The organism is Microbacterium sp. NPDC077644, from assembly GCF_040702785.1.
Lineage (GTDB): Bacteria > Actinomycetota > Actinomycetes > Actinomycetales > Microbacteriaceae > Microbacterium.
In genome coordinates, this window is sequence record NZ_JBFBME010000001.1 from 967,978 (window position 1) to 989,638 (window position 21,661).

General features: G+C 69.5%; 21 protein-coding genes. 2 read left to right on the plus strand and 19 right to left on the minus strand.

Annotation, left to right across the window (positions count from 1 at the left end; all coding sequences use genetic code 11):
• Positions 1-23: 23 nt before the first annotated feature.
• From AB0269_RS04665 to AB0269_RS04755, 19 genes are all read right to left on the minus strand, one after another.
• Positions 24-533: a hypothetical protein gene (locus AB0269_RS04665; protein ID WP_366210091.1), complete on the minus strand. Its 510-nt coding sequence runs from the start codon at positions 531-533 to the stop codon at positions 24-26.
• A complete protein-coding gene (locus tag AB0269_RS04670; RefSeq protein WP_366210092.1) occupies positions 530-1,834 on the minus strand; it encodes a dihydroorotase in 1,305 nt (434 codons plus the stop codon). The genes AB0269_RS04665 and AB0269_RS04670 overlap by 4 nt, the downstream gene beginning before the upstream one ends.
• Positions 1,831-2,796 carry an aspartate carbamoyltransferase catalytic subunit gene (locus AB0269_RS04675; RefSeq protein ID WP_366210093.1) on the minus strand — a complete coding sequence of 322 codons (966 nt, stop codon included), beginning with the start codon at positions 2,794-2,796 and terminating at the stop codon, positions 1,831-1,833. Before AB0269_RS04675 ends, AB0269_RS04670 begins: the two co-directional genes overlap by 4 nt.
• Entirely contained in the window at positions 2,793-3,323 is a 531-nt protein-coding gene (pyrR, locus tag AB0269_RS04680; protein ID WP_366210094.1) for a bifunctional pyr operon transcriptional regulator/uracil phosphoribosyltransferase PyrR, read from the minus strand. The genes AB0269_RS04675 and pyrR overlap by 4 nt, the downstream gene beginning before the upstream one ends.
• Positions 3,324-3,387: 64 nt before the next feature.
• A complete protein-coding gene (locus tag AB0269_RS04685) occupies positions 3,388-4,962 on the minus strand; it encodes a Rieske 2Fe-2S domain-containing protein (protein ID WP_366210095.1) in 1,575 nt (524 codons plus the stop codon).
• Positions 4,963-5,048: 86 nt separating this feature from the next.
• A complete protein-coding gene (locus AB0269_RS04690) occupies positions 5,049-7,976 on the minus strand; it encodes a DEAD/DEAH box helicase (RefSeq protein ID WP_366210096.1) in 2,928 nt (975 codons plus the stop codon).
• Positions 7,976-8,386 carry a transcription antitermination factor NusB gene (gene nusB, locus AB0269_RS04695; protein ID WP_366210097.1) on the minus strand — a complete coding sequence of 137 codons (411 nt, stop codon included), beginning with the start codon at positions 8,384-8,386 and terminating at the stop codon, positions 7,976-7,978. Before nusB ends, AB0269_RS04690 begins: the two co-directional genes overlap by 1 nt.
• Positions 8,387-8,389: 3 nt before the next feature.
• On the minus strand, positions 8,390-8,950 hold the full coding sequence (gene efp / locus AB0269_RS04700; RefSeq protein ID WP_366210098.1) for an elongation factor P: 561 nt from the start codon (positions 8,948-8,950) through the stop codon (positions 8,390-8,392).
• A 74-nt stretch (positions 8,951-9,024) separates the two neighbouring features.
• Positions 9,025-9,462, minus strand: coding sequence for a type II 3-dehydroquinate dehydratase (locus tag AB0269_RS04705; protein WP_366210099.1), 438 nt, complete (start codon positions 9,460-9,462; stop codon positions 9,025-9,027).
• Positions 9,459-10,547 carry a 3-dehydroquinate synthase gene (aroB, locus tag AB0269_RS04710; protein WP_366210100.1) on the minus strand — a complete coding sequence of 363 codons (1,089 nt, stop codon included), beginning with the start codon at positions 10,545-10,547 and terminating at the stop codon, positions 9,459-9,461. Before aroB ends, AB0269_RS04705 begins: the two co-directional genes overlap by 4 nt.
• Positions 10,544-11,062, minus strand: coding sequence for a shikimate kinase (locus tag AB0269_RS04715; protein WP_366210101.1), 519 nt, complete (start codon positions 11,060-11,062; stop codon positions 10,544-10,546). The genes aroB and AB0269_RS04715 overlap by 4 nt, the downstream gene beginning before the upstream one ends.
• Positions 11,049-12,278: a chorismate synthase gene (gene aroC, locus AB0269_RS04720; RefSeq protein ID WP_366210102.1), complete on the minus strand. Its 1,230-nt coding sequence runs from the start codon at positions 12,276-12,278 to the stop codon at positions 11,049-11,051. The genes AB0269_RS04715 and aroC overlap by 14 nt, the downstream gene beginning before the upstream one ends.
• Positions 12,279-12,336: 58 nt before the next feature.
• Entirely contained in the window at positions 12,337-13,152 is an 816-nt protein-coding gene (locus tag AB0269_RS04725; RefSeq protein ID WP_366210103.1) for a shikimate dehydrogenase, read from the minus strand.
• Between the two features lie 4 nt (positions 13,153-13,156).
• Positions 13,157-14,608, minus strand: coding sequence for an endolytic transglycosylase MltG (mltG, locus tag AB0269_RS04730; RefSeq protein WP_366210104.1), 1,452 nt, complete (start codon positions 14,606-14,608; stop codon positions 13,157-13,159).
• Between the two features lie 2 nt (positions 14,609-14,610).
• A complete protein-coding gene (gene ruvX, locus AB0269_RS04735; protein ID WP_366210105.1) occupies positions 14,611-15,084 on the minus strand; it encodes a Holliday junction resolvase RuvX in 474 nt (157 codons plus the stop codon).
• Positions 15,081-17,741, minus strand: a complete 2,661-nt coding sequence (alaS, locus tag AB0269_RS04740) for an alanine--tRNA ligase (protein WP_366210106.1) — start codon at positions 17,739-17,741, stop codon at positions 15,081-15,083. The genes ruvX and alaS overlap by 4 nt, the downstream gene beginning before the upstream one ends.
• 19 nt (positions 17,742-17,760) lie before the next feature.
• A complete protein-coding gene (locus tag AB0269_RS04745) occupies positions 17,761-17,949 on the minus strand; it encodes a hypothetical protein (protein ID WP_175986267.1) in 189 nt (62 codons plus the stop codon).
• Between the two features lie 139 nt (positions 17,950-18,088).
• Positions 18,089-18,718 carry a 30S ribosomal protein S4 gene (gene rpsD / locus AB0269_RS04750; protein ID WP_175986266.1) on the minus strand — a complete coding sequence of 210 codons (630 nt, stop codon included), beginning with the start codon at positions 18,716-18,718 and terminating at the stop codon, positions 18,089-18,091.
• A gap of 170 nt (positions 18,719-18,888) precedes the next feature.
• Positions 18,889-20,220, minus strand: coding sequence for a replication-associated recombination protein A (locus AB0269_RS04755; protein ID WP_366210107.1), 1,332 nt, complete (start codon positions 20,218-20,220; stop codon positions 18,889-18,891).
• Positions 20,221-20,269: 49 nt separating this feature from the next.
• Between AB0269_RS04755 and AB0269_RS04760 the strand changes: the two genes are divergently transcribed.
• Together AB0269_RS04760 and AB0269_RS04765 are read left to right on the plus strand one after the other, a co-directional pair.
• Entirely contained in the window at positions 20,270-20,590 is a 321-nt protein-coding gene (locus AB0269_RS04760; RefSeq protein WP_366210108.1) for a hypothetical protein, read from the plus strand.
• Between the two features lie 143 nt (positions 20,591-20,733).
• Positions 20,734-21,630, plus strand: a complete 897-nt coding sequence (locus AB0269_RS04765) for a formate/nitrite transporter family protein (protein WP_366210109.1) — start codon at positions 20,734-20,736, stop codon at positions 21,628-21,630.
• The last annotated feature ends 31 nt before the right edge of the window (positions 21,631-21,661 follow it).

Consider the following 21,661-nt stretch of genomic DNA (forward strand, 5'->3'; position numbering starts at 1 on the left):
GTGCGCTGTGCTGTTCGAGCTGGTCAAGACGTGGCTCCTGTGTGGTCGGCGGGGATGACCCGCTGGATCTCTGAGATGAGGGTGTCCGGCGCCCCGGAGGTGGACCGCAGATAGGAGTCGACGATGGTGTCGGCATCCACGTTCCAGGAGAGGCGGACAAGACCGCCGGGCTCGACGACCCGGTCGATCGTGACGGTGGCTCGGTCGACGCCGGCGAGCTTGTCCTTCGACAGGAACACCGTCGGCGCCCCGTCGAGGCAGAGCGCCGCTCCGCGATCGGTGACGGCCAGCTCGCCGCGTGCGCGGTACGCGAGCGGCGCGATCGCCAGGCGCTCGAGCGGTTCGTCATGGCGCGTCGTCGACACGTACAGCACTTCGTGGCGGCTGAGGACCTCGGCGTGCTCGGGGACGCCCAACGGCGCGGTGTAGACCGCGTCGCGCCGGATTCGTCGACGCCAGGCGAAGACCATCGACAGCAGGATCAGAACGGCGACGCCGATCGTGATCGCGACGGCGAGGTCGCGCATGCTCATCGGACCAGCTCCTCTGCGACGGCGCCTTCGGCGAGGGTGACGACGCCGTTGTGGATCGTCCACTCCACCCGGCCGGGCAGCTCACGGCCCAGGTACGGCGAGTTCTCGCTGCGGCCGTGCAGTTCGGCCTGGGTGAACCTGCCGGCGACGGCGAGGTCGTACAGCGTGATGTTCGCCGGACGGCCGACCTCGAGCGGCGTGCCGTGCCCGTCGAGCATCCCGATGCGCGCCGGGGCCGAACTCATCACGCGTGCGATGTCGTCCCACTCGAGCAGCCCCGTCTGAACCATCGACTGATGCACGACGCGCAGGGCGCTCTCGAGCCCCACCATGCCGTTCGCGGCGGCCTGCCACTCGCACGCCTTGCTCTCGCTCGGGTGCGGGGCGTGGTCGGTGGCGACGATGTCGATCGTGCCGTCCGCGAGGCCCTCGCGCACGGCCAGGACATCCTCCTCCCGGCGCAGCGGAGGGTTGACCTTGTAGCGGGCGTCGTAGCCGCGGACGAGCTCGTCCGTCAGCAGCAGATGATGCGGGGTGACCTCGGCGGTCACCTGGATGCCGCGCTTCTTGGCCCATCGGATGATGTCGACCGAGCCGGCCGTGGAGAGGTGGCACACGTGCAGACGGGAGCCGACGTGCTCGGCGAGGAGCACGTCCCGGGCGATGATCGACTCCTCGGCGACGGCGGGCCAGCCGGCGAGGCCGAGTTCGGCCGAGACGACGCCCTCGTTCATCTGGGCGCCCTCGGTCAGGCGCGGGTCCTGCGCGTGCTGCGCGATGACGCCGCCGAAGGACTTCACGTACTCGAGCGCACGGCGCATGATCAGCGGATCGAAGACGCAGAAGCCGTCGTCGCTGAACACGCGGACCTTCGCGCGGGATCCGGCCATCGCACCGAGCTCGGCCAGGCGCTCGCCCTTCTGCCCCACCGTGACCGCGCCGATCGGCTGGACGGTGGCGTAGCCGGCCGCCTCGCCGAGGGCGAGCTCCTGCTCGACGACACCGGCCGAGTCGGCGACCGGAGAGGTGTTCGGCATCGCGAAGACGGCGGTGAATCCGCCGGCCGCCGCGGCACGGGTGCCGGTGAGGATCGTCTCGGATGCCTCGTATCCGGGTTCGCGCAGGTGGGTGTGCAGGTCCACGAGGCCGGGGAGCGCGACGAGTCCGTCGGCGTCGATGACGCGGGCGCCGTCACGGCTGAGCCCCGCGCCGATCTCCGCGATCACTCCGTCTTCGACGAGGATGTCGGCGCCGTCCCTGCCCAGGACCCTGGCCCCTGCGATCAAGAGGGTCTCGGTCACAGGTCTCTCCCTCGTTCGTCGTCTCGTTCTCCTGCCAGCAGCAGGTACAGCACGGCCATCCGCACGGACACGCCGTTCGCGACCTGCTCGAGCACCGTCGAACGCGGCGAATCCGCCGCCTCCGATGAGATCTCGAGGCCGCGGTTCATGGGTCCGGGGTGCATCACAATGCTATCGCCCGGAAGCGTCGCCGCGCGCACGGCGTCGAGCCCCCAGGTACGGGAATACTCCCGCTCACTCGGGAAATACGCCGCGTTCATGCGTTCGAGCTGGATGCGCAGCATCATCACGGCGTCCGGGCCCTCTGCGAGCGCCTCGTCGAGCGAGTAGAGCACGCGCACCGGCCACGCCGACACGTTCTGCGGGACCAGCGTCGGGGGCGACACGAGCGTGACCTCGGCGCCGAGCGTTGTGAGCAGCCAGACGTTCGAGCGGGCGACCCGCGAGTGCAGCACGTCGCCGACGATCACGACGCGGACGCCGGCGAGGTCGCGGCCGCGGCTGGCTGCACCGTAGCGGCGCTTGCGGATCGTGAAGGCGTCGAGAAGCGCCTGGGTCGGATGCTCGTGCGTCCCGTCCCCGGCGTTGACCACACCGGCCGAGATCCAGCCACTCGTGGCGAGAGTGCGCGGCGCGCCGGATGCCGCATGACGGATGACGACGGCATCCGCCCCCATCGCCTGGAGCGTCTGGGCGGTGTCCTTCAGGCTCTCGCCCTTCGAGACGCTGGAGCCCTTCGCGGCGAAGTTGATGACGTCGGCCGAGAGCCGCTTGGCCGCGGCCTCGAACGAGATGCGCGTGCGCGTGGAGTCCTCGAAGAACAGGTTCACCACGGTCTTGCCGCGCAGCGTCGGCAGCTTCTTGATCTCGCGCGACTGCGTGTCCGCCATGTCCTCGGCGACGTCGAGGATGCGCAGGGCCGCTGCCCGCTCGAGGCTGTGGGTGTCGAGGAGGTGCCTCATGCTCCGATCGTCACCTCGTCCGCGCCGTCGTTCTCCGTCAGGCGCACGTTCACTCGCTCCGTCCTGGCGGAGGGGATGTTCTTGCCGACGAAGTCCGGGCGGATCGGCAGCTCGCGGTGCCCGCGGTCGACGAGGATCGCGAGACGCACGATCGCGGGGCGTCCGATCGATCCGAGCGCGTCGAGGGCTGCGCGGATGCTGCGCCCCGAGAAGAGCACATCGTCCACGAGCACGACGGTCTTGCCGTCGATGCCGCCGGCGGGGATCTCGGTGGGCTGCGGCGACCGTGTCGGGTGCTTGGCGAGGTCATCGCGGTACATCGTGACGTCGAGCGATCCGACGGGTACCGGGGTGCCGGTGATCTGATCGATCAGCGCGCCGAGGCGCTGCGCAAGGGCGACGCCGCGCGTGGGGATCCCCAGCAGCACCAGGTCAGCCGCACCCTTGTTGGATTCGAGGATCTCATGGGCGATGCGGGTCAGAGCCCGCGAGATATCGGCTTGCTGCAGCACAGTGCGTGCGCTCATCAGCCGCTCCCTTCTCCGCCTCTCCGGACGGTGTTAAAGGTTGCTTGCAGGCACCACTCTACCGTCAGCCGAGCTTCAGGGCGTCCTCGGTGACAGGGCAGCGCTCGGCGCGGATCGCGTGGCCCGTCGTCGTCAGGCACTTGCCCGTCTTCAGGTCCCACTTCCAGTCGTGCATGCTGCAGGTGAGGATGCCGTCCTCGTCGACCTTGCCGGTCTTGGTGAGGTCCGCACGCAGGTGCGGGCACCGCCGCTGCACGACCCAGTCGCCGATCTCGGCGTCCTCGGTCTGGTCGGTCTGCTCGGAGTACCAGTTCTCGACGTACTCGATGCGGTCGACCGACAGGCACTTGAGGAACGTGGTGAGGAACTCGTTGAACTTTCCACTGCGGCCGACCGAGAACTGCATCGACAGGAAGATCGAGTTCGACCAGTCGATCTCGCGGTCGCGAATGTTGGTGGAGACGAGGTCGGCGGGGATCGTGTACCAGTAGATGCACTCCTCCCCCGCGTACTCGCGCACCTTGGCGCGGGGGAAGTCCACGACCATGTCGAGGTCGCCGATGCGGAAGCGCACATTGCCCCCGACGCCGAGGCGGATCGTGCGCGACTTCTTCAGCAGCGGCTCCCACCAGGCCTTGAGCTCGGCGAGGATCTCCTCCGCCGACAGCTCGGGAGCGCGGGATGCCTCCTCGTCGCGGATCTCCTGCTGACGCTGGGCCCGCTGCTCCTCGAGGTAGTCCCACTTCTCGTCGAAGATGTGGTCGATCTCGTCGTTCGTGTACAGCGTCTGCTCGACAGAGACGAGTTCGCGGTTCTCGAGGGTCACCACCGTGCCCGGCACGAACAGCTGCCCGTCGTACTGCGGGGCCTGCTCCTTCATGTGGGCCAGGAACTGCTTCTGGTCGGTGAAGATCGACTCGCCGTTGCGCCCGGTGCCGTTGAAGTCGAACAGGTCGTCGCGCAGGAACATCGGCGGCCCTGCCATCGGGAACACGTGCGGGGCGTCGACCTTCTCGATGTAGAACATCGCCCGCTTGTTCTGCGCGTCGCGCTTGAGCTGCGCGAAGTTCTGCTTGGCATCCAGTGGCAGGTCGTAGACCATCGGCCACCAGATGGCGCCGGAGACCTGCGTGAAGTACGCGTCCGGCTTGCCGAAGTCGAGGAGCTTCTCGAGGTCGAGCGGGTGCGAGTCGTTCTGATTGAGCACGGAGCCCGTGCCGTCGTCGACGCTGAGCGAGGAGTCGCCGATCGGGCCGTCGCTGGGTGCCCGAAGAGGGGTGATCATGATCTTCAGATCGCCGCGCTCGATCACCCGGCCGGCGGGTGCGTAGGTGATGTTCGTGTAGCCGAGGGCGCGGATGTCCTGCTCGAGGTCGTCGATCGGGTACTCCGGGAGGAGCACCTCGATGTCCTTGCGGATGTAGCGCTGCAGCAGCTTCGGATCGAAGTGGTCACGGTGACGGTGCGAGATGTACAGGAAGTCCGCCTCGCGGCCGAACCGCTCCCAGTCGAGGCCCCGGTTGTCGGGGAACGGGAACCAGGAGCCGAAGAACGAGGGGCCCAGGACAGGGTCGCAGATGATGTTCCCCCCGGCCGTCTCGATGAACATCCCGGCGTGGCCGAGTCCCGTGATCCGCATTGCGCTCCTCCTGTGGTGGACTGCACGATTCTACCGGCGGGATGCTGTGCGCACCCGGTGCCGGGCCGGGGAAAAGCCACAGGGGCTCAGGGCTCGAACAGTCCGCGGATGTCGTCGGCGGTGAGCGAGCGGGCGAAGAGCTCGTCGTCGTCCATGACCGCGGTGAACAGGCGCGCCTTGCGCTGCTGCAGCGCGAGCACCTTCTCCTCGATCGTTCCCTCGGAGATCATGCGGTAGACCATCACGGGGTTCTGCTGGCCGATCCGGTGCGTCCGGTCGATGGCCTGCGCCTCGGCGGCCGGGTTCCACCACGGATCGAGCAGGAAGACGTAGTCGGCCTCGGTCAGCGTCAGCCCGAACCCGCCGGATTTCAGGCTGATGAGGAAAACGGGCTGCACGCCTGCCCGGAATCCGTCGATGACCTTCTGGCGGTCGCGGGTGGAGCCGTCGAGATGGGCGTAGGGGATGCCGGCCCGATCGAGCCTCGCTGCGGCGAGCTCCAGGAACGAGGTGAACTGACTGAATACGAGCGCACGGTGCCCCTCGGCGTGCAGCTCTATCACGCGCTCGGCGAGGACCTCCAGCTTGCGCGAGGCGATGCGCGCATCCCCCTCGTCGATGAGTCCGGGGGCGAGAGCCAGCATCCGGAGCATCGTGAGCGACCGGAAGACGATGAACCGGTTGCGATCGAGGTCCTGCAGCAGGCCCAGCACCTTCTGGCGCTCGCGCTGCAGCACGGTGTCGTACAGTCCGCGGTGCGCAGGCCCCAGTTCGACGTGCAGCAGCTGCTCCTGCTTGGCCGGCAGCTCCGGGGCCACGAGGCCCTTGGTGCGGCGGAGGACGAGGGGCCGGATCCGCCGGCGCAGGCGCTCCAGACGCCGCCGGCGGTACTCGCCGCCCTCCTCGTTCTCTGGCACCTTGCCCTGTTCGATCGGCTGGATGTAGTCCTGCCGGAACCGTCGGGCGGAGGCGAACAGCCCCGGGGCTGTGAGCTTCAGGAGAGCCCAGAGGTCGCCGAGGCTGTTCTCGAGCGGAGTACCGGTGACGGCGATGGTGACGTCCGCCGGCACGGCGGCGACGGCGGCGTGCCGCCCTGCCTCGGGGTTCTTGACGAACTGCGCTTCGTCGAGGACGAGCACCGCCCAGTCGCGCGCACTGTACTCGTCGGCATCCAGGCGGATGAGCGTGTACGAGGTCACCACGACGTCCGCGTCCTGCGCGATCTCGTCGATCGACGCGCCGCGACGCGCACGTGTGCCGTCGACCACGCTCACCCGCAGACCCGGCGCGAATCGTGATGCCTCCTCGCGCCAGGTCTGCATCACCGAGGTCGGCGCGACGACGAGGAACGGGCGCCGCTCCCCGTTCTCACGGGCGTGCAGCATGAGCGTGAGCAGCTGGATCGTCTTGCCGAGACCCATGTCGTCGGCGAGCACGCCGCCGAGGCGGTGGCTCCACAGGAAGGCGAGCCAGTCGAATCCCTGGCGCTGATACGGGCGCAGTTCGGCGCGCAGGCCGGCAGGAACGGGCACCGGCGGAACGGTCGTCGCCTCGCGGAGGCCGCCCGCCGTCTCCCGCCAGGCCACCGCGGGTCGAGCCTCGTCGGCGAGATCTTCGAAGTCCTCCCAGAGCGCGGTCTGGTAGCGGCTGATCCGCGGGCCGGTCTCCCATTCCGAGAGTTCGGTGGCCTCGTCGATGAGCTCGCGCAGCGCGTCGAGCGCCGGATGCGCGAGCGAGAACCAGCTGCCGTCGACGAGGAGGAGCTTGGTACGGCGCATCGACAGGGCGGTGAACAGCGGGGTGAACGGGATGCTGCGCCCGTCGATCTTCACGAGCACACCCAGATCGAACCAGTCCGGGTCGGTCGTCTCCACGGTCGAGACCGTGATCTCGGGTGCGCCGCTGAGCTCGCGGTACGTGCGCGGGCGCCCGGCGATGACGACGTCGATGCCGCGCTCCTTCAGCGCCGGGACGACGTGGGTGACGAACTCGCCCGCGTCGACGTCGTGGACGCTTCCTCCGCCGGTGAACCGCTCCCCCGTCACCTCCTCCCACAGCCGCGCGAGCGCCTCGCCGGCCGTCGCCTCGGCGTCGGCATCCCGGATCGCGTCGGGGCTCGGTGCGGTGCCGAACCGTCCGTAGCCGCGGTAGGTCCACTCGAAGGCGTAGTCGACGGTGTCACGCGGGCGGTGCGTGACGACGAGCGTGGCGACCGGTGGTGGAACCGCCGGCAGTTCGACGGCGCCGACTGCCCGGACCTCGACGCGGCGGGCGATCGCAGGATAGGCGTCGCGCAGGAACGCGTTCTCCTCCGCCGCGGGCACGGAGAGCGCCGCCTGCGCGCCCAGGAGAGCGTGCACGGCAGGGCTGAGCGGGATCTCGGCGAGCGTCACGCGCGCGCGGGCACCGAGCGGGGTCACGGCGTAGAGGCCGGTTCGGCCGATCGTGCGCACCTCGCGAACATCGACGGCGCGCCCGTCGAGGGTCACGTCGGCTGCGACGGAGAGGCCGGAATCGGTGCGCTCGACAACGGCGGTGACCGCTCCGCTGTCGGCGAAGACCACCTCGAAGCTCTTCTGGATCGTCAGGATCGGGATGCCGCGATCCGCGGCTGCGCGCAGGTGCGACCAGAGCAGCCCCGACTCGACGGTGTCCAGGACGAGCCAGTCGCCCGCCGTCCCCGACAGCAGCGAGTCGCGGGCGATGCTGAGCAGCTCGCCGAACCAGCGGGCCTGCTCCGGTGCGAACGCCGACCCCGGCCGGCGCACGGCATCCCAGGACGCCGTCCCCTGCACCCAGGCTCCGGTCGATTCGCTGCGCATGAGCGGGCGGATGCCGAAGAGCAGATCGCCCTCGCCGCGCACCACGTCGCGGACCGTCGCGGTGCGTACCGGGCGCGGGGCCCACTGGTGCGCGCCGACCGACGCGCGCTGCCGCACCTCGATGCCGAGCGCGAGCGGTGTGCCGCCCTTCGGCACGGCGGCGTCCGCCAGGAGCAGGCGCCAGTCGGCCATCAGCTGGAGCGTGCCACCCGGGCCAGGACGCCGTGGACGAACGCGCCGGAGTCCTCGGTCGAGAGCTCCTTGGCGAGCTCGACGGCCTCATCGATCGCGACCGCCGTCGGGACCTCGTCGTTGTAGAGGATCTCCCAGACGCCGATGCGCAGCAGCGCCCGGTCGACGGCGGGCATGCGCTCGAGCTTCCAGTCGCGACTGTGCGTGACGATGCTCTCGTCGATGTCTCCGCGGTGGTCGATGATCCCGTCCACGATCTCGCGGGCGTACAGCCACGAGGCCTCGCGGGCGGGCTCGCTGGCCGCGCGCTTCGCCTCGGCGGCGAGCGTGACGGCGATCTCGTCCCCTCGGACGTCCGATGAGAAGAGGATGTCGAGTGCGCGCTTGCGCGCCTTCGTCCGGGCGCTCACGCCTTACTTCTCGCGGCCGAGGTAGTCGCCCGTGCGGGTGTCGACCTTGATCCGGGTGCCGGTCTCGACGAACAGCGGAACCTGCATCTCGTAGCCGGTCTCGACCGTGGCGGGCTTGGTGCCGGCCGAGGAGCGGTCGCCCTGCAGACCCGGCTCGGTGTAGGTCACCTCGAGGATGACGGAGGCGGGCAGGTCGATGTACAGCGGGTTGCCGTTGTTCAGGGCGATGGTGACCTGCTGGTTCTCGAGCAGGAAGTTCTTCGCCTCGCCGACGACGACATCGCTGAGCGTGATCTGGTCGTAGTCGGTGGTGTCCATGAAGACGAAGCCGTCGCCGTCGGCGTACAGGTACGTGAAGTCACGACGGTCGACGTTCTCGATGTCGACCTTGGCGCCGGCGTTGTACGTGCGGTCGACGACCTTGCCGGTCACGACGTTCTTGAGCTTGGTCCGCACGAACGCGCCGCCCTTGCCCGGCTTGACGTGCTGGAACTCGATGACGCTCCAGAGCTGTCCGTCGATGTTCAGGACGACGCCGTTCTTGATGTCTGCGGTGGATGCCATGCGGGGAAGTTCCGTTCGTTAGAAGTAAGGGGCCGGTCGCCGAGCAGGTCGAAGCGCGCGGCCGACAGTAGATTCTACGGGATGAGCGCCGTCAGCTGTGCGACGGCGCTCGCATAGCCGTCGACGCCCTCGCCGATCACCCGGACCGCGGCGACGTCGTGCAGGTACGAGAAGCGGCGGAACTCCTCCCGCGCGTTGACGTCGGAGATGTGCACCTCGGCGAACGGCAGGCTCACGCCGGTGAGGGCGTCGCGCAGCGCCACGGAGGTGTGGGTGAGGCCGCCGGGATTGATCACGACGCCTGCGCAGTCCTCTCGGGCGGCGTGGATGGCGTCGATCAGCACGCCCTCATGGTTCGACTGGATGCTGCGCACCTCGAATCCGACCGCAGTAGCGGCCTCGGCCGTGATCCGCTCGACATCGGCCAGGGTCGACGTGCCGTAGACCGCGGGGTCGCGGACACCGAGCAGATTGAGGTTCGGGCCGTTCACGAGCAGCAGCCGGCGGGTCATGCCCCCACCTCCTGGTAAGCGGCGAACAGGAGCGACTCGTCCGGTGCCTGCAGCACGGTGGGCTTGGCGATGTCGTCGAGCAGGATGAAGCGGAGCATCCCTCCGCGCGCCTTCTTGTCGCGCTGCATCGTCGCGAGCAGGGTCGCCCATGCACCCGCGCGGTAGGTGGTCGGAAGACCCAACGACTCGAGGATCGACCGATGCCGGTCGACCGCCGCGTCGGAGAGCCGGCCCGCCAGCCGCGACAGCTCGGCCGCGTACATCATGCCGATCGAGATCGCGGCTCCGTGCCGCCAGCGGTAGCGCTCGGCGTGCTCGATGGCGTGGCCGAGCGTGTGGCCGTAATTGAGGATCTCGCGCTGCCCCGCCTCGCGGAAGTCCTCGGACACGACGCGCGCCTTCATGTCGACGGCCAGCTCGACCGAGCGGCGGAATCCCTCGGTCGTGGTGTCGACGGCCGCTGCCGGGTCCGCTTCGATGATGTCGAGGATCTCGGGCGCCCAGATGAAGCCGGCCTTCACGACCTCGGCGAACCCGGCCGTGGCCTCGTGGGCGCTGAGGCTGCCGAGCTCGTCCAGGTCGCCGATCACGGCGCGCGGCGCCCAGAAGGCGCCGACGAGGTTCTTGCCCTCGTTCGTGTTGACTCCGGTCTTGCCTCCGACCGAGGCGTCGACGAGTCCGAGGACGGTCGTCGGCACCTGCACGACCTGCACGCCGCGCAGCCAGGTGGCCGCGACGAAGCCCGCGACGTCGGTGACCGCTCCGCCGCCGTAGCCGATGACGGCGTCGGTGCGGGTGAAGTCGGACTGTCCCATGATCTGCCAGCAGAAGGCAGCCACCTCGATGCGCTTGCCCTGCTCGGCATCCGGGATCTCGGCCAGCAGCACCTCGCGCTGTCCGTTCGTCGTGTCGGCGAGCAGGCGGTCGCGCAGCTCCGCGGCGCGTGCCGCGAGCGTCGGGGGGTGGACGACGAGGATCTTGCGGACGGCGGGATCGAGCGCACCGGACACCTGATCGAGGATGCCGCGGCCGATGCTGATGTCGTAGGCCGCCTGTCCGGTCACACTGATGGTCGTCGTGCTCATGCCTGCTCTCTCCTCCATGCCGCGATCTCTTCGGCGATGCGCTGCATCGGCCGTCGAGACGTGTCGAAGGTCGCATCGGCGACCTCCTCGTACCAGCCGCGGCGCTGCTCGTAGATCTCGTTCCACCGCACCATCGGATCCTCGCCCCCGGCGAGCATGGGCCGCCCTCCGCCGCTGATGCGGCGGGCGACCGTCTCGGGCGAGACGGTGAGGAGGACGACCGGGTGCCGACGCAGCAGCGCCCGCGTCTCGGCCGAGGTCACTGCTCCTCCGCCGACCGAGACCACACCGCCCTCGGCGAGGGCCTGAGCGACCGCTGCGCGCTCGAGCGCCCGGAAATGCTCTTCGCCGTAGGCCGTGAACAGCTCGGGGATGGGCCCGTGCTCGATAACGATCCGCCGGTCGGTGTCGATGAACGGCACCTGGAGCTTCTTGGCGACCCGGCGCCCCACACTGGTCTTCCCTGCGCCCATGGGACCCACGAGCGCGAGCGTCAGCGGCTCAGGACTGCTCATCGTGGGCGATCAGGGCCGCCTCGGAGGCGGGGGCCGTGCGCAGCTCCGCCGGGATGGCGGCGAGGTAGCTCTCGAGGTTGCGGCGGGTCTCGCGGATGCTGTCGCCGCCGAACTTCTCGAGCACGGAGTTCGCCAATTCGATGGCGACCATGGCCTCGGCGACGACGCCGGCTGCGGGAACCGCGCTGATGTCGGAACGCTGGTGGTGGGCGGTCGCGGCGTCGCCGGTCGCGACGTCGATCGTCCGCAACGAGTGCGGCACCGTCGCGATGGGCTTCATGCCGGCTCGCACGCGCAGCACGGTGCCGGTGGACATGCCGCCCTCGGTGCCTCCGGCGCGGTCGGAGGCTCGCGTGATGCCCGCGTCGGCGGCGAAGAGCTCGTCGTGGGCTGCGGAGCCCCGGCGGCGCGTCGTCTCGAAGCCGTCGCCGATCTCGACGCCCTTGATGGCCTGGATGCTCATGACCGCCTGCGCGAGACGACCGTCCAGGCGCCGGTCCCAGTGCACGTGGGAGCCGAGCCCAGGGGGCAGCCCGTACGCGAGCACCTCCACGATGCCGCCGAGCGTGTCGCCGGCCTTGCGGGCGTCGTCGATCTCGTCGACCATGCGCGCGGATGTCTCGGCGTCGAAGCAGCGGAGCGGATCGGCATCCAGCGCGTCGACGTCGTCCGGCGTCGGCAGGGCGCGCCCCTCGGGAACCTGGACCGGTCCGATGGAGAGCGTGTGGCTGACCAGGCGGATGCCGAGCTCGCCGAGGAACGAACGGGCCACGGCGCCGAGCGCGACACGGGCCGCGGTCTCGCGTGCGCTCGCCCGCTCGAGGATCGGACGGGCCTCGTCGAAGTCGTACTTCTGCATGCCGACGAGGTCGGCGTGCCCCGGCCTCGGGCGGGTCAGCGGCGCCGAGCGGCCGCGCGACTTGTCGGTGATCTCGACCGGCTCTGGGTTCATCACCTCGACCCACTTGGGCCACTCGGTGTTGCCGATGCGCAGGGCGATCGGGCTGCCGAGACTCCTGCCGTGGCGGACGCCGCCCGAGATGGTGAGCTCGTCCTGCTCGAACTTCATGCGCGAGCCGCGGCCGTAGCCGAGCTTGCGGCGCGCGAGGTCGGCCTGGATCGCCTCGGAGGAGATCGGGACGCCAGAAGGCAGCCCCTCCATGACGGCGATGAGTTCGGGGCCGTGCGATTCGCCGGCGGTGAGCACGCGGAGCATTGCTCCAGTCTCCCACGGGTTCAGACCACGATCGGTCCGTATGTCGCAGACCGCCTCGTCAGAGCGCTTCGCGCATCGCGGTCAGCACGGCGTGCTCATCCGGGAGCGGTGCCGCCGGGTCGCCGTTCACGAAGGTCCGCACCTGGCGGACTGCCTGGTGAAGGAGCATCCCGAGGCCGGAGATCACCGGTCCCTCCTGCCAGACGGCGCCGAGCGCCGACGGCCACGGCGCGTAGGCGACGTCGAACAGTGCTCCGCCGTCCGCGGAGAGCGCCCGTGCGACGCTCTCCTCCAGATCGGCGCCACCCGGGAGCGTGGAGATGGTCAGATCGACGGCAGCCGGTGCGGTGTCGAGGACGTCCACGTCGACCGGAACGCCCAGGCGCCCGCCCAGTGCGATGAGCGCCGAGGCGCGCTCGGGTCGCCGGGCGCGGACGTCGACGTGCTCCGCCCCGAGTTCAGCGGCCGCGACCAGGGCGGATGCCGCGGTCGCTCCGGCGCCGAGGATGCGGACGGACCGCACCCCGGTGATGCCGTCGTCGCCGAGTGCGTCGACGATCCCGCCGACGTCGGTGTTGAAACCCGTCGGCCGCTCCCCCAGCAGCAGCGTGTTCACAGCCCCCGTGAGCTCGGCATGCCGATCGACACTCGCGGCCGCCGCGAACGCCCGTTCCTTGAGCGGCATCGTGAGCGAGAGGCCGTGCCACGCGTCATCGAGTCCGGCCAGAGCGTCATCGAAGGCCTTGGCCGTGACCTGTCGACGGTCGTACAGCCAGTCGAGGCCGAGCACGCGGTAAGCCGCGGTGTGGAGCTGCGGCGACCTCGAATGCGCGATCGGGTCGCCCCAGACCGCGAGGCGGGGGCGTATCGTCATCGTCTCAGCAGCCCTGGTCGGGGTTGTCACGGCACCACTGCTGCCATGTCCCGATCGCCGCCTGGTGCTCCTCGTAGGTCGTCGAGAAGACCGTCTCGCCGGTCTGCGGGTTGATCGTGACGAAATAGAGCCACGGACCGTCCGCCGGATGCATGGCCGCGTCGATCGCAGCGTCACTGGCTGTGGCGATCGGGCCCATCGGAAGCCCGTCGATCACATAGGTGTTCCACGGGTTGTCGTCGAACTGCGCCTCCTCCGACGTGCTGACGACCCCTGCGTGCAGTTCGCCGTAGCCGAACTGCGCGGTGGAGTCCATCTGCAGCTTCATCCCGTCGTCGAGACGGTTCTGGATGACCCGCGACACCTTGTCGAAGTCGTCTGCCCTGCCTTCGCGCTGGATGATCGAAGCGATCGTCAGGATGCGCTGGGCATCGGCCTCGGGAACATCCGCGGCCGCGAGGGACTCCCGCGTCCGGTCGACCATCCGCTGGATCACCTGCTCGGCGGTGACGTCCGGGTCGAAGGTGTAGACGGCGGGGAACAGCCAGCCCTCCAGGCTGTCCGCTGCCACGCCGTAGGTGCTCGGGTTCTCGACGGCCGCCTGGAAGTCCTCCACGGGCATCGCCAGCCCGTCGGCGATCAGCGGGAGCATCTGCTCGAGGGTCGACCCCTCCGGCACGGATGCCGTGTTCTCGGCCTTGTTCGCCGGATCCTGGATCGCCTCGAGCGCGGCCTGCGCCGTCATCTTCTCCTGCAGCTTGTACACGCCGGGGTAGAAAGTCACGGCGATGTTCTCGTCGACCAGGTAGTCGTAGAAGACGTTCTCCGTGCGTGTGACTCCCGCCTCGTACAGCGCGGTCGACACCGGCGCGCCGGTGTCGCCGTCGCGGATCGTGACGAACACCTCGCCGGTCGCGATGCCGGCCTCCCAGTCCTCGGGCGGGCCCCAGCCCATGACGTCGCTGATCTTGTCGCCGTAGGTGTTCCAGACCCAGAATCCGCCCGCGGTCAGACCGCCGAGGATCGCAAGGAGGATCACGAGGGCGACGAGGCACCCGGTGCGCCGCTTCTTCTTCTCCTTCTTCGAGTGGACGACCTCGCTGTGGTCGGCTTCGAACAGGTCGTCGAGCGTCGCCGCACGGGGCTGCGCGGCCTGCGCCGGAGCGGCAGGCTCTTCGTCCGCGTCCGCGTCCTGCTCGTGTGCTGCCGCCGGTGCAGGTTCCTCCGAAAGCGCGGGCACGGGCAGAGACACGGCGGGTGCCTCGCTCACGATCGGACGCGTGCGCGTGCTGTCGTCGTCACCCGACTGCGCGGCCTCACGACGCGCCCGGCGCGAACCGGGAGCCGGCGGCGCCGATTCGGACGACGGCGCACGGTGCGAGGGCTCCGGCAGCTTCGAGAAGAGCTCGTCGGACAGACTGTGCGAACTCGACTCTGCGTTCTCACGATCGGGCATGGTCAGGCGGGCTCCTCGGGGGTCGGGGCCACGGAACCGGCCGGGCTGCCGGTGCTCTTCTCCGTGTCGATCGCGTGCTGCAGCAGGACCACAGCGGCGACCTGATCGACAATGCTACGAGAGTTCCGCTGGGTTCTTCCAGAGGAGCGCAGCGCCGCATGCGCCGAGACCGTGCTCAGACGCTCGTCGACAAGCCGTACCGGGATGGACGTCAGCACGGCCAGCGCGGACGCGAAGTCCCTGGCATCGGTCGTCGACGGAGTGTCCTCGCCGTGCATGTTCACGGGGAGGCCGACGACGAACTCGATCGGCTCGTACTCCTTCGCGATCTCGGCGAGACGCTGGAGCGACGCATCCGTGCGCGGCACCGTCTCCACCGGGACGGCCAGCATCCCGTCGGGGTCGCAGCGCGAGACGCCGACGCGGGCCCTGCCCACGTCCACGCCGAGTCGCACGCCGCGACGGAAACCGGTCACGCGCTCCGCAGCTCGGTCGTGATTGCGTCGAAGGCCGCCGGAAGGGCCGCGGCATCCGCTCCGCCGCCCTGGGCGACGTCATCGCGCCCGCCGCCACCGCCGCCGAGCACGCCCGCGGCGCGCTTCGCGAGCGCACCGGCCTTGGCGCCGGCGGCGCGGGCCGCCTCGTTCGTGGCGACCACCACCACGGGCCGCCCGCCGGCCACGCCGCCGAGGGCGACGACCGCGGGCTCGGAGCCGAGGCGTTCGCGCACGCTCAAAGCGAGGTTCCGCACGTCATCCCCCGAGGCGACCTCGCCGATCGACACGGCGGCCACGCGGAAGGCGCCGATGCGCTCGGCGGCGTCGGCGATCGCCGGCACCCGGCCTTCGCGCTCCTTCGCCTCGAACTGCGCGATGCGCTTCTCGGCGGCCTTGAGGTTCGCGGCGATCTCGGCGATCCGGTCGGGCAGCTGCTCGCGCGGGGTCTTCAGCGCCGAGGTGAGCTGCGAGACGATCGCGCGCTCGGCGGCGAGTTCGCGGAAGGCATCCTGACCGACCAGGGCCTCGATGCGGCGGTTGGATGCGCCGACGGAGGACTCCCCGACCACGCTGACCAGACCGATCTCGGCGCTCGAGCGCACGTGCGTGCCGGCGCACAGCTCGCGCGACCACGGTCCGCCGATGTCGACCATCCGCACGACGTCGCCGTACTTCTCGCCGAACAGGGCCATGGCGCCGGCCTCCTTCGCCTCGTCGAGCGAGACGATGCGCGTGGTCACCTCGAGGGCGTCATGCACGGCGCGGTTGGTGATCTCCTCGATCTCGGTGCGCGTGTCGGTCGACAGCGGCTGCGACCACGAGAAGTCGAAGCGCATGTAGCCGGCGCGGTTCAGCGATCCGGCCTGGGTGGCGCCCTGGCCGAGCGTGTCGCGAAGCGCCGCGTGCACGAGGTGGGTCGCGGAGTGGGCCTGCCGGGCGGCACGGCGGTTCGCCGCGTCCACGACCGTCGTCGCGCGGTCGTCGACCGCGACCGTGCCCGTGCTCACCTGCACGGTGTGGCTGATGAGGCCGGGAACCGGCTTCTGGACGTCGAGGACCTCGAGCTCGTAGCCCGGTCCCACGATCGTGCCCTTGTCGGCGACCTGGCCGCCGGACTCGGCGTACAGCGTCGTCTCGGCGAGGACGATCTCGGCGACCTGGCCTTCGCTCGCCGACACCGCCGGCTGTCCGTCGACGAGGATGCCCAGCACCCGCGACTCCGTCTCGAGGTCGTCGTAGCCGGCGAACGCCGTCTCGCCGAGCGCACGCAGGTCGCGGTAGACCGAGACATCTGCGAGCTGGCGCTTGCGGTTGCGGGCGTCCTCCTTGGCGCGCTGGCGCTGCTCCTGCATGAGCGCGTCGAAGGCCGAGCGATCCACGGAGAGACCCGCCTCCTCCGCCACTTCGAGGGTCAGATCGATCGGGAAACCGTACGTGTCGTGGAGCAGGAACGCCTCGGGGCCGCTGAGAGTGCTCCCCCCGGCGCTCTTGGTCTGATCCAGCGCGAGGTCGAGGATCGTCGAGCCCTGAGCGAGCGTGCGACGGAAGGTCTCCTCCTCGGCGAAGGCGGCGGACGACAGCACCGACCAGTCCGTTTCCAGCTCCGGGTAGGTCGCCTTCATCGCATCGCGCGATGCGGAGAACAGCTCGGGGAAGGACGGCTCATCGACGCCGAGCAGGCGCATCGCCCGGACCGTGCGACGCATGAGGCGGCGAAGGATGTACCCGCGCCCCTCGTTCGACGGCCGGACGCCATCGGAGAGCAGCATGAGCGACGAGCGCACGTGGTCGGCGATGACCCGGAAACGGACATCGTCCTCGTGGGCCGCGCCATACCGGCGACCGGACAGCTCGATCGCGCGGTCGAGAACCGGACGCACCTGGTCCGTCTCGTACATGTTCTCGACACCCTGCTTGAGGAATGCGACGCGCTCGAGGCCCATGCCGGTGTCGATGTTCTTCATCGGCAGCTCGCCGACGATGTCGAACTCGGTCTTTCCGCGGATGTTGTCGATGAAGTCCTGCATGAACACGAGATTCCAGATCTCGAGGAACCTCGAGTCGTCGACAGCGGGGCCGCCGTCCTGGCCGTACGCGGGCCCGCGGTCGAAGAAGATCTCCGAATCAGGGCCGCCGGGGCCGGGCTGCCCGGTGTTCCAGTAGTTGTCGGCCCGGCCGAGCCGCTGGATCCGCTCGGGCTTCAACCCGATGATGTCGCGCCAGATCGCTTCGGCTTCGTCGTCGGTCTCGTAGACGGTGACCCAGAGATCCTTCTCGTCGAAGCCGAGACCGCCGTCGGACTCGGAGGAGGTCAGCAGCTCCCACGCGTAGCGGATCGCGCCCTCTTTGAAGTAGTCGCCGAAGGACCAGTTGCCCAGCATCTGGAAGAAGGTGCCGTGACGGGCGGTCCGGCCCACTTCCTCGATGTCGTTGGTGCGGATGCACTTCTGGACGTCGGCGATCCGCGGATGCGGCGCAGGAACGACTCCGGTCAGGTACGGGATCATCGGCACCATGCCGGCGACGGTGAACAGCAGCGACGGATCGTCGCTGACCAGGGATGCCGAGGGGACGATGAGGTGGTCGTTCTTCTCGAAGTAGGTGAGGTAGCGCTGCGCGATGTCCGCGGTTTTCATCAGGGTGTTGCTGTCCTTGTCAGTTCTCACGGGGCTCGACGAGCCGCGCCTCCTGGTCGCGATACGCGTCCCCGAGAATCGCGGTGAACTCGGTGATCCGGGCGTCGACGTCGGCCAGCAGGTCGTGGCCGCGGGGGTCCTTGTTCATGAAGTGCGCGGCGACGAAGCCGCCGATCACGCCGATCAGGAACCACAGCACGTTCTTCATGTCGTCATCCTCGCGATTGGGTCCGCAGAGCGCGGTCTTTCCATCGTAGGCGGAAACAGCCCTGGGTACGACGAGAGGCGCCGGGATGAACCCGACGCCTCTCGTTCGGCTTTCGCCGGTCGCTGAGCCTGTCGAAGCGTCAGCGAGCCGCGTAGTACTCGACGACGAGCTGCACTTCACAGGTCACGGGGACCTCGGCGCGCTTCGGACGACGGACCAGGCGTGCCTGCAGCTTGTCGAGCTCGACCTCGAGGTAGCCGGGAACGGGAGGCAGGACCTCGGCGTGACCGCCGGCGGCTGCGACCTGGAAGGGCTCAGTGCCCTCGCTGCGCGGCTTGACGTGGATGAGCTGACCCGGCTTCACGCGGAAGGACGGGCGGTCGACGAGCTGACCGTCGACCATGATGTGACGGTGCACGACCATCTGGCGGGCCTGTGCGGTGGTGCGGGCGAAGCCCGAACGCAGCACGAGCGCGTCGAGGCGCATCTCGAGCAGCTCGACCAGGTTCTCACCGGTCAGGCCGTCGACGCGGCGGGCCTCGTTGAACGCGATGCGCAGCTGCTTCTCGCGGATGCCGTACTGCTCGCGCAGACGCTGCTTCTCGCGGAGGCGGACGGCGTAGTCGCTGTCGGCCTTGCGCTTGGTGCGGCCGTGCTCGCCCGGAGCGTAGGGACGCTTCTCGAGGTAGCGGGCGGCCTTCGGGGTGAGTGCCACGCCGAGGGCGCGGGACAGACGGACCTTGCGGCGGTCCTGGGACTTCGTGACCACGAAGCATTCCTTCCGATGACGTGGACGTGTCTTTCACGTCGCACGGACGTATCTCCCGCGCTCTGCCTGAATCGCGCACGCCGGGGCGCGAAGAAGGTGGGGTGTGAACGTAGGGATGCCCGAAAACTCGGTTTCGAGCCGATCAAGTCTAACAGACGCGCCGTGCGCCCTCAGCGGCCGTCGAGGATGCGGCGGATCCGCTCGAGCCGGGATGAGATGTCGCGCTCGGCACCGAGGTTCTTGGGCCGGTAGTAGCGACGCCCGTCGAGCTCGTCCGGGAGGTACTGCTGCGGCACGATGCCGTGCTCGTTGTCGTGCGGGTACGCGTAGCCCTTGCCGTGACCGAGTCGTTTGGCTCCCGGGTAGTGCGCGTCGCGCAGGTGCGGCGGCACCCGCCCGAAGCTGCCGGCGCGCACATCGGCGATCGCCGCGTCGATGCCGGCGTAGGCCGCGTTGGACTTCGCCGTGGTCGCGAGATAGACGGTCGCCTCGGCGAGCGGGATCCGGCCCTCCGGCATCCCGATGAAGGCCACGGCATCGGCGGCCGCCGTGGCGATCACCAGACCCTGCGGGTCGGCGAGCCCGACGTCCTCGGCTGCCGAGATCACCAGACGTCGGGCGATGAACCGCGGATCCTCCCCCGCCTCGATCATGCGCGCCAGGTAATGCAGCGCGGCGTCCGGGTCGGAGCCGCGGATCGACTTGATGAACGCACTGATCACGTCGTAGTGCTCGTCGCCCTGTCTGTCATACCGCAGGAGAGCCCGATCGACGGCCTGGGCGACGTCGTCGGCCGTGACGGACGGCAGCGCCTCGTCGCCGGCGGCCTGCGACGCCGCGACGGCGGCGGCGGCCTCCAGCCCGGTCAGCGCACGGCGCGCGTCGCCGGATGCCAGACGCACGAGCGCACCGCGCGCGGCATCGTCGATCTCGACCGAGCCGTTCAGCCCCCGCGCATCCGAGACCGCACGGTCGATGAGCACAGCGATGTCGTCGTCGGTCAGCGGCTGCAGGGTGAGCAGCAGCGAACGCGACAGCAGCGGCGAGATCACCGAGAACGACGGGTTCTCCGTGGTCGCGGCGATGAGGATGACCCAGCCGTTCTCGACACCGGGAAGAAGGGCATCCTGCTGGGCCTTCGTGAACCGGTGGATCTCATCGAGGAACAGGATGGTCGTCTGGCCGTACAGGTCGCGCTGCGTGATCGCCTCCTGCATCACCTCGCGCACGTCCTTGACGCCGGCGGTGATGGCCGACAGCTCGACGAAGCGCCGCCCCGACGATCGCGCGATCGCCTGCGCGAGAGTGGTCTTGCCCGTGCCGGGCGGCCCCCAGAGGATGATCGAGACCGCGCCGGGAGAGGCGGCGTCCGGGTCGGCGAGGGCCACGATCGGCGAACCGGCGCGGAGCAGATGCTGCTGCCCGGCGACCTCGTCGAGCGAGACGGGGCGCATGCGGACGGCCAGCGGGGTCTGTCCCGAGAGCAGCGGCGCGGATGTCATCCATCCAGGCTAATGCGCACCGCGGACAGGCACGCCGGTAGGCTCGCCTGTGGCGCGGGCAGCCAGCGCCGAGGGAAGGGACATGATGGCCGGTCGCGGATCGAAGAGCGCACAGCGCACCAGGGCATCGAGCGAGCGCGCGCGGCTGTACGCGGCGCGCACGTCCTGGCACGAGGGACAGATCAGCCGCCGCGTGCGCGACAACACCGCGGCCGTGATCATCGGAGCCCTCATCGTGATCGGGGCGGTCGTGAGCCAGTCCGTCCATGCCGCGGTGACGGCGCCGGATCCGGCACCGACGGACGCCCCCACGACCGGACCGGTCGAGAACCCGTTCGCCGACCTGTTCACGACGGCGCCGGCGGACTGAGGCCGTGATCCTCACACCGACTCGTCCGCGATGTGAGGGAATCGCTCCACACTCGTAACGCGACCGGTCCCTGGCGGAAACGCCGGTGAGTGACGCTGGAGAGCAGACCAGCACTGCTCATCGCATCGTCCAGGAGGTTGCCCGTGTCCTACGTCAAACCCGCCGATCTCGTCGTCCGCATGGTGGATGCGGGTGCCTACAAACTGCAGCTGTCCACCCGCGACACCCTCGTGCGCGCCTTCATGGGCGCAGCACTCCTCACCCTCGCCGCCGCATTCGCGGTGACCGTCTCGACCAACACGGGCCAGCCGCTGCTCGGCGCACTGCTGTTCCCCGTCGGATTCGTGATCCTGTACCTGTTCGGCTTCGATCTGCTCACCGGGGTGTTCACCCTCGGCCCGCTCGCGGTTCTCGACCGACGCCCTGGCGCGACCGTGGGCGCCCTGTTCCGCAACTGGGGCCTGGTGTTCATCGGGAACTTCGGCGGCGCGTTCATGGTGGCGATCCTCATGGCCGTCTATTTCACGTACGGCTTCTCCACCGAACCCAGCGCCGTCGGCCACGCGATCGGAGAGATCGGCCACGGCCGCACCGTCGGCTACGCGGACCACGGGGCAGCGGGCATGCTGACGCTGTTCATCCGCGGCGTCCTGTGCAACTGGATGGTCTCCACCGGCGTGGTGCTCTCGATGGTCTCCGACAACGTCATCGCCAAGATGGCCGCGATGTGGCTCCCGATCATGCTCTTCTTCTACATGGGCTTCGAGCACTCGATCGTGAACATGTTCCTGTTCCCCTCCGGCCTGCTGCTCGGCGCCGACTTCACGATCATGGACTACCTCATCTGGAACGAGATCCCCACCGTGATCGGCAACCTCGTCGGCGGTCTGCTGTTCGTCGCCCTGCCTCTGTACATCACGTACGCCAGGCCGACGACGCGCCGGATCCGCGTGAAGAAGGCCAAGGCGGAAGCGCCCGCAGCCGCGGGCATCACCACCGTGCCGACGACACCGGCACGCGAGCCCGTCAGCGTCGTCTGAGGACGCTCATGTGCGCCCCGGTGAGCAGCTG

Bases quoted from the DNA above. Each gene is read 5' to 3' on its own strand.
- AB0269_RS04725 (WP_366210103.1), bottom strand. From the start codon at position 13,152: ATGACGATACGCCCCCGCCTCGCGGTCTGGGGCGACCCGATCGCGCAT.
- AB0269_RS04745 (WP_175986267.1), bottom strand. From the start codon at position 17,949: ATGAAGAACGTGCTGTGGTTCCTGATCGGCGTGATCGGCGGCTTCGTC.
- AB0269_RS04715 (WP_366210101.1), bottom strand. From the start codon at position 11,062: ATGAGCAGTCCTGAGCCGCTGACGCTCGCGCTCGTGGGTCCCATGGGC.
- pyrR (WP_366210094.1), bottom strand. From the start codon at position 3,323: ATGAGCGCACGCACTGTGCTGCAGCAAGCCGATATCTCGCGGGCTCTG.
- alaS (WP_366210106.1), bottom strand. From the start codon at position 17,741: ATGAAAACCGCGGACATCGCGCAGCGCTACCTCACCTACTTCGAGAAG.
- AB0269_RS04690 (WP_366210096.1), bottom strand. From the start codon at position 7,976: ATGGCCGACTGGCGCCTGCTCCTGGCGGACGCCGCCGTGCCGAAGGGC.
- aroB (WP_366210100.1), bottom strand. From the start codon at position 10,547: ATGAGCACGACGACCATCAGTGTGACCGGACAGGCGGCCTACGACATC.
- AB0269_RS04705 (WP_366210099.1), bottom strand. From the start codon at position 9,462: ATGACCCGCCGGCTGCTGCTCGTGAACGGCCCGAACCTCAATCTGCTC.
- aroC (WP_366210102.1), bottom strand. From the start codon at position 12,278: ATGCTCCGCGTGCTCACCGCCGGCGAATCGCACGGCCCCGAACTCATC.
- AB0269_RS04665 (WP_366210091.1), bottom strand. From the start codon at position 533: ATGAGCATGCGCGACCTCGCCGTCGCGATCACGATCGGCGTCGCCGTT.
- AB0269_RS04675 (WP_366210093.1), bottom strand. From the start codon at position 2,796: ATGAGGCACCTCCTCGACACCCACAGCCTCGAGCGGGCAGCGGCCCTG.
- AB0269_RS04685 (WP_366210095.1), bottom strand. From the start codon at position 4,962: ATGCGGATCACGGGACTCGGCCACGCCGGGATGTTCATCGAGACGGCC.
- AB0269_RS04755 (WP_366210107.1), bottom strand. From the start codon at position 20,220: ATGACATCCGCGCCGCTGCTCTCGGGACAGACCCCGCTGGCCGTCCGC.
- mltG (WP_366210104.1), bottom strand. From the start codon at position 14,608: ATGCCCGATCGTGAGAACGCAGAGTCGAGTTCGCACAGTCTGTCCGAC.
- efp (WP_366210098.1), bottom strand. From the start codon at position 8,950: ATGGCATCCACCGCAGACATCAAGAACGGCGTCGTCCTGAACATCGAC.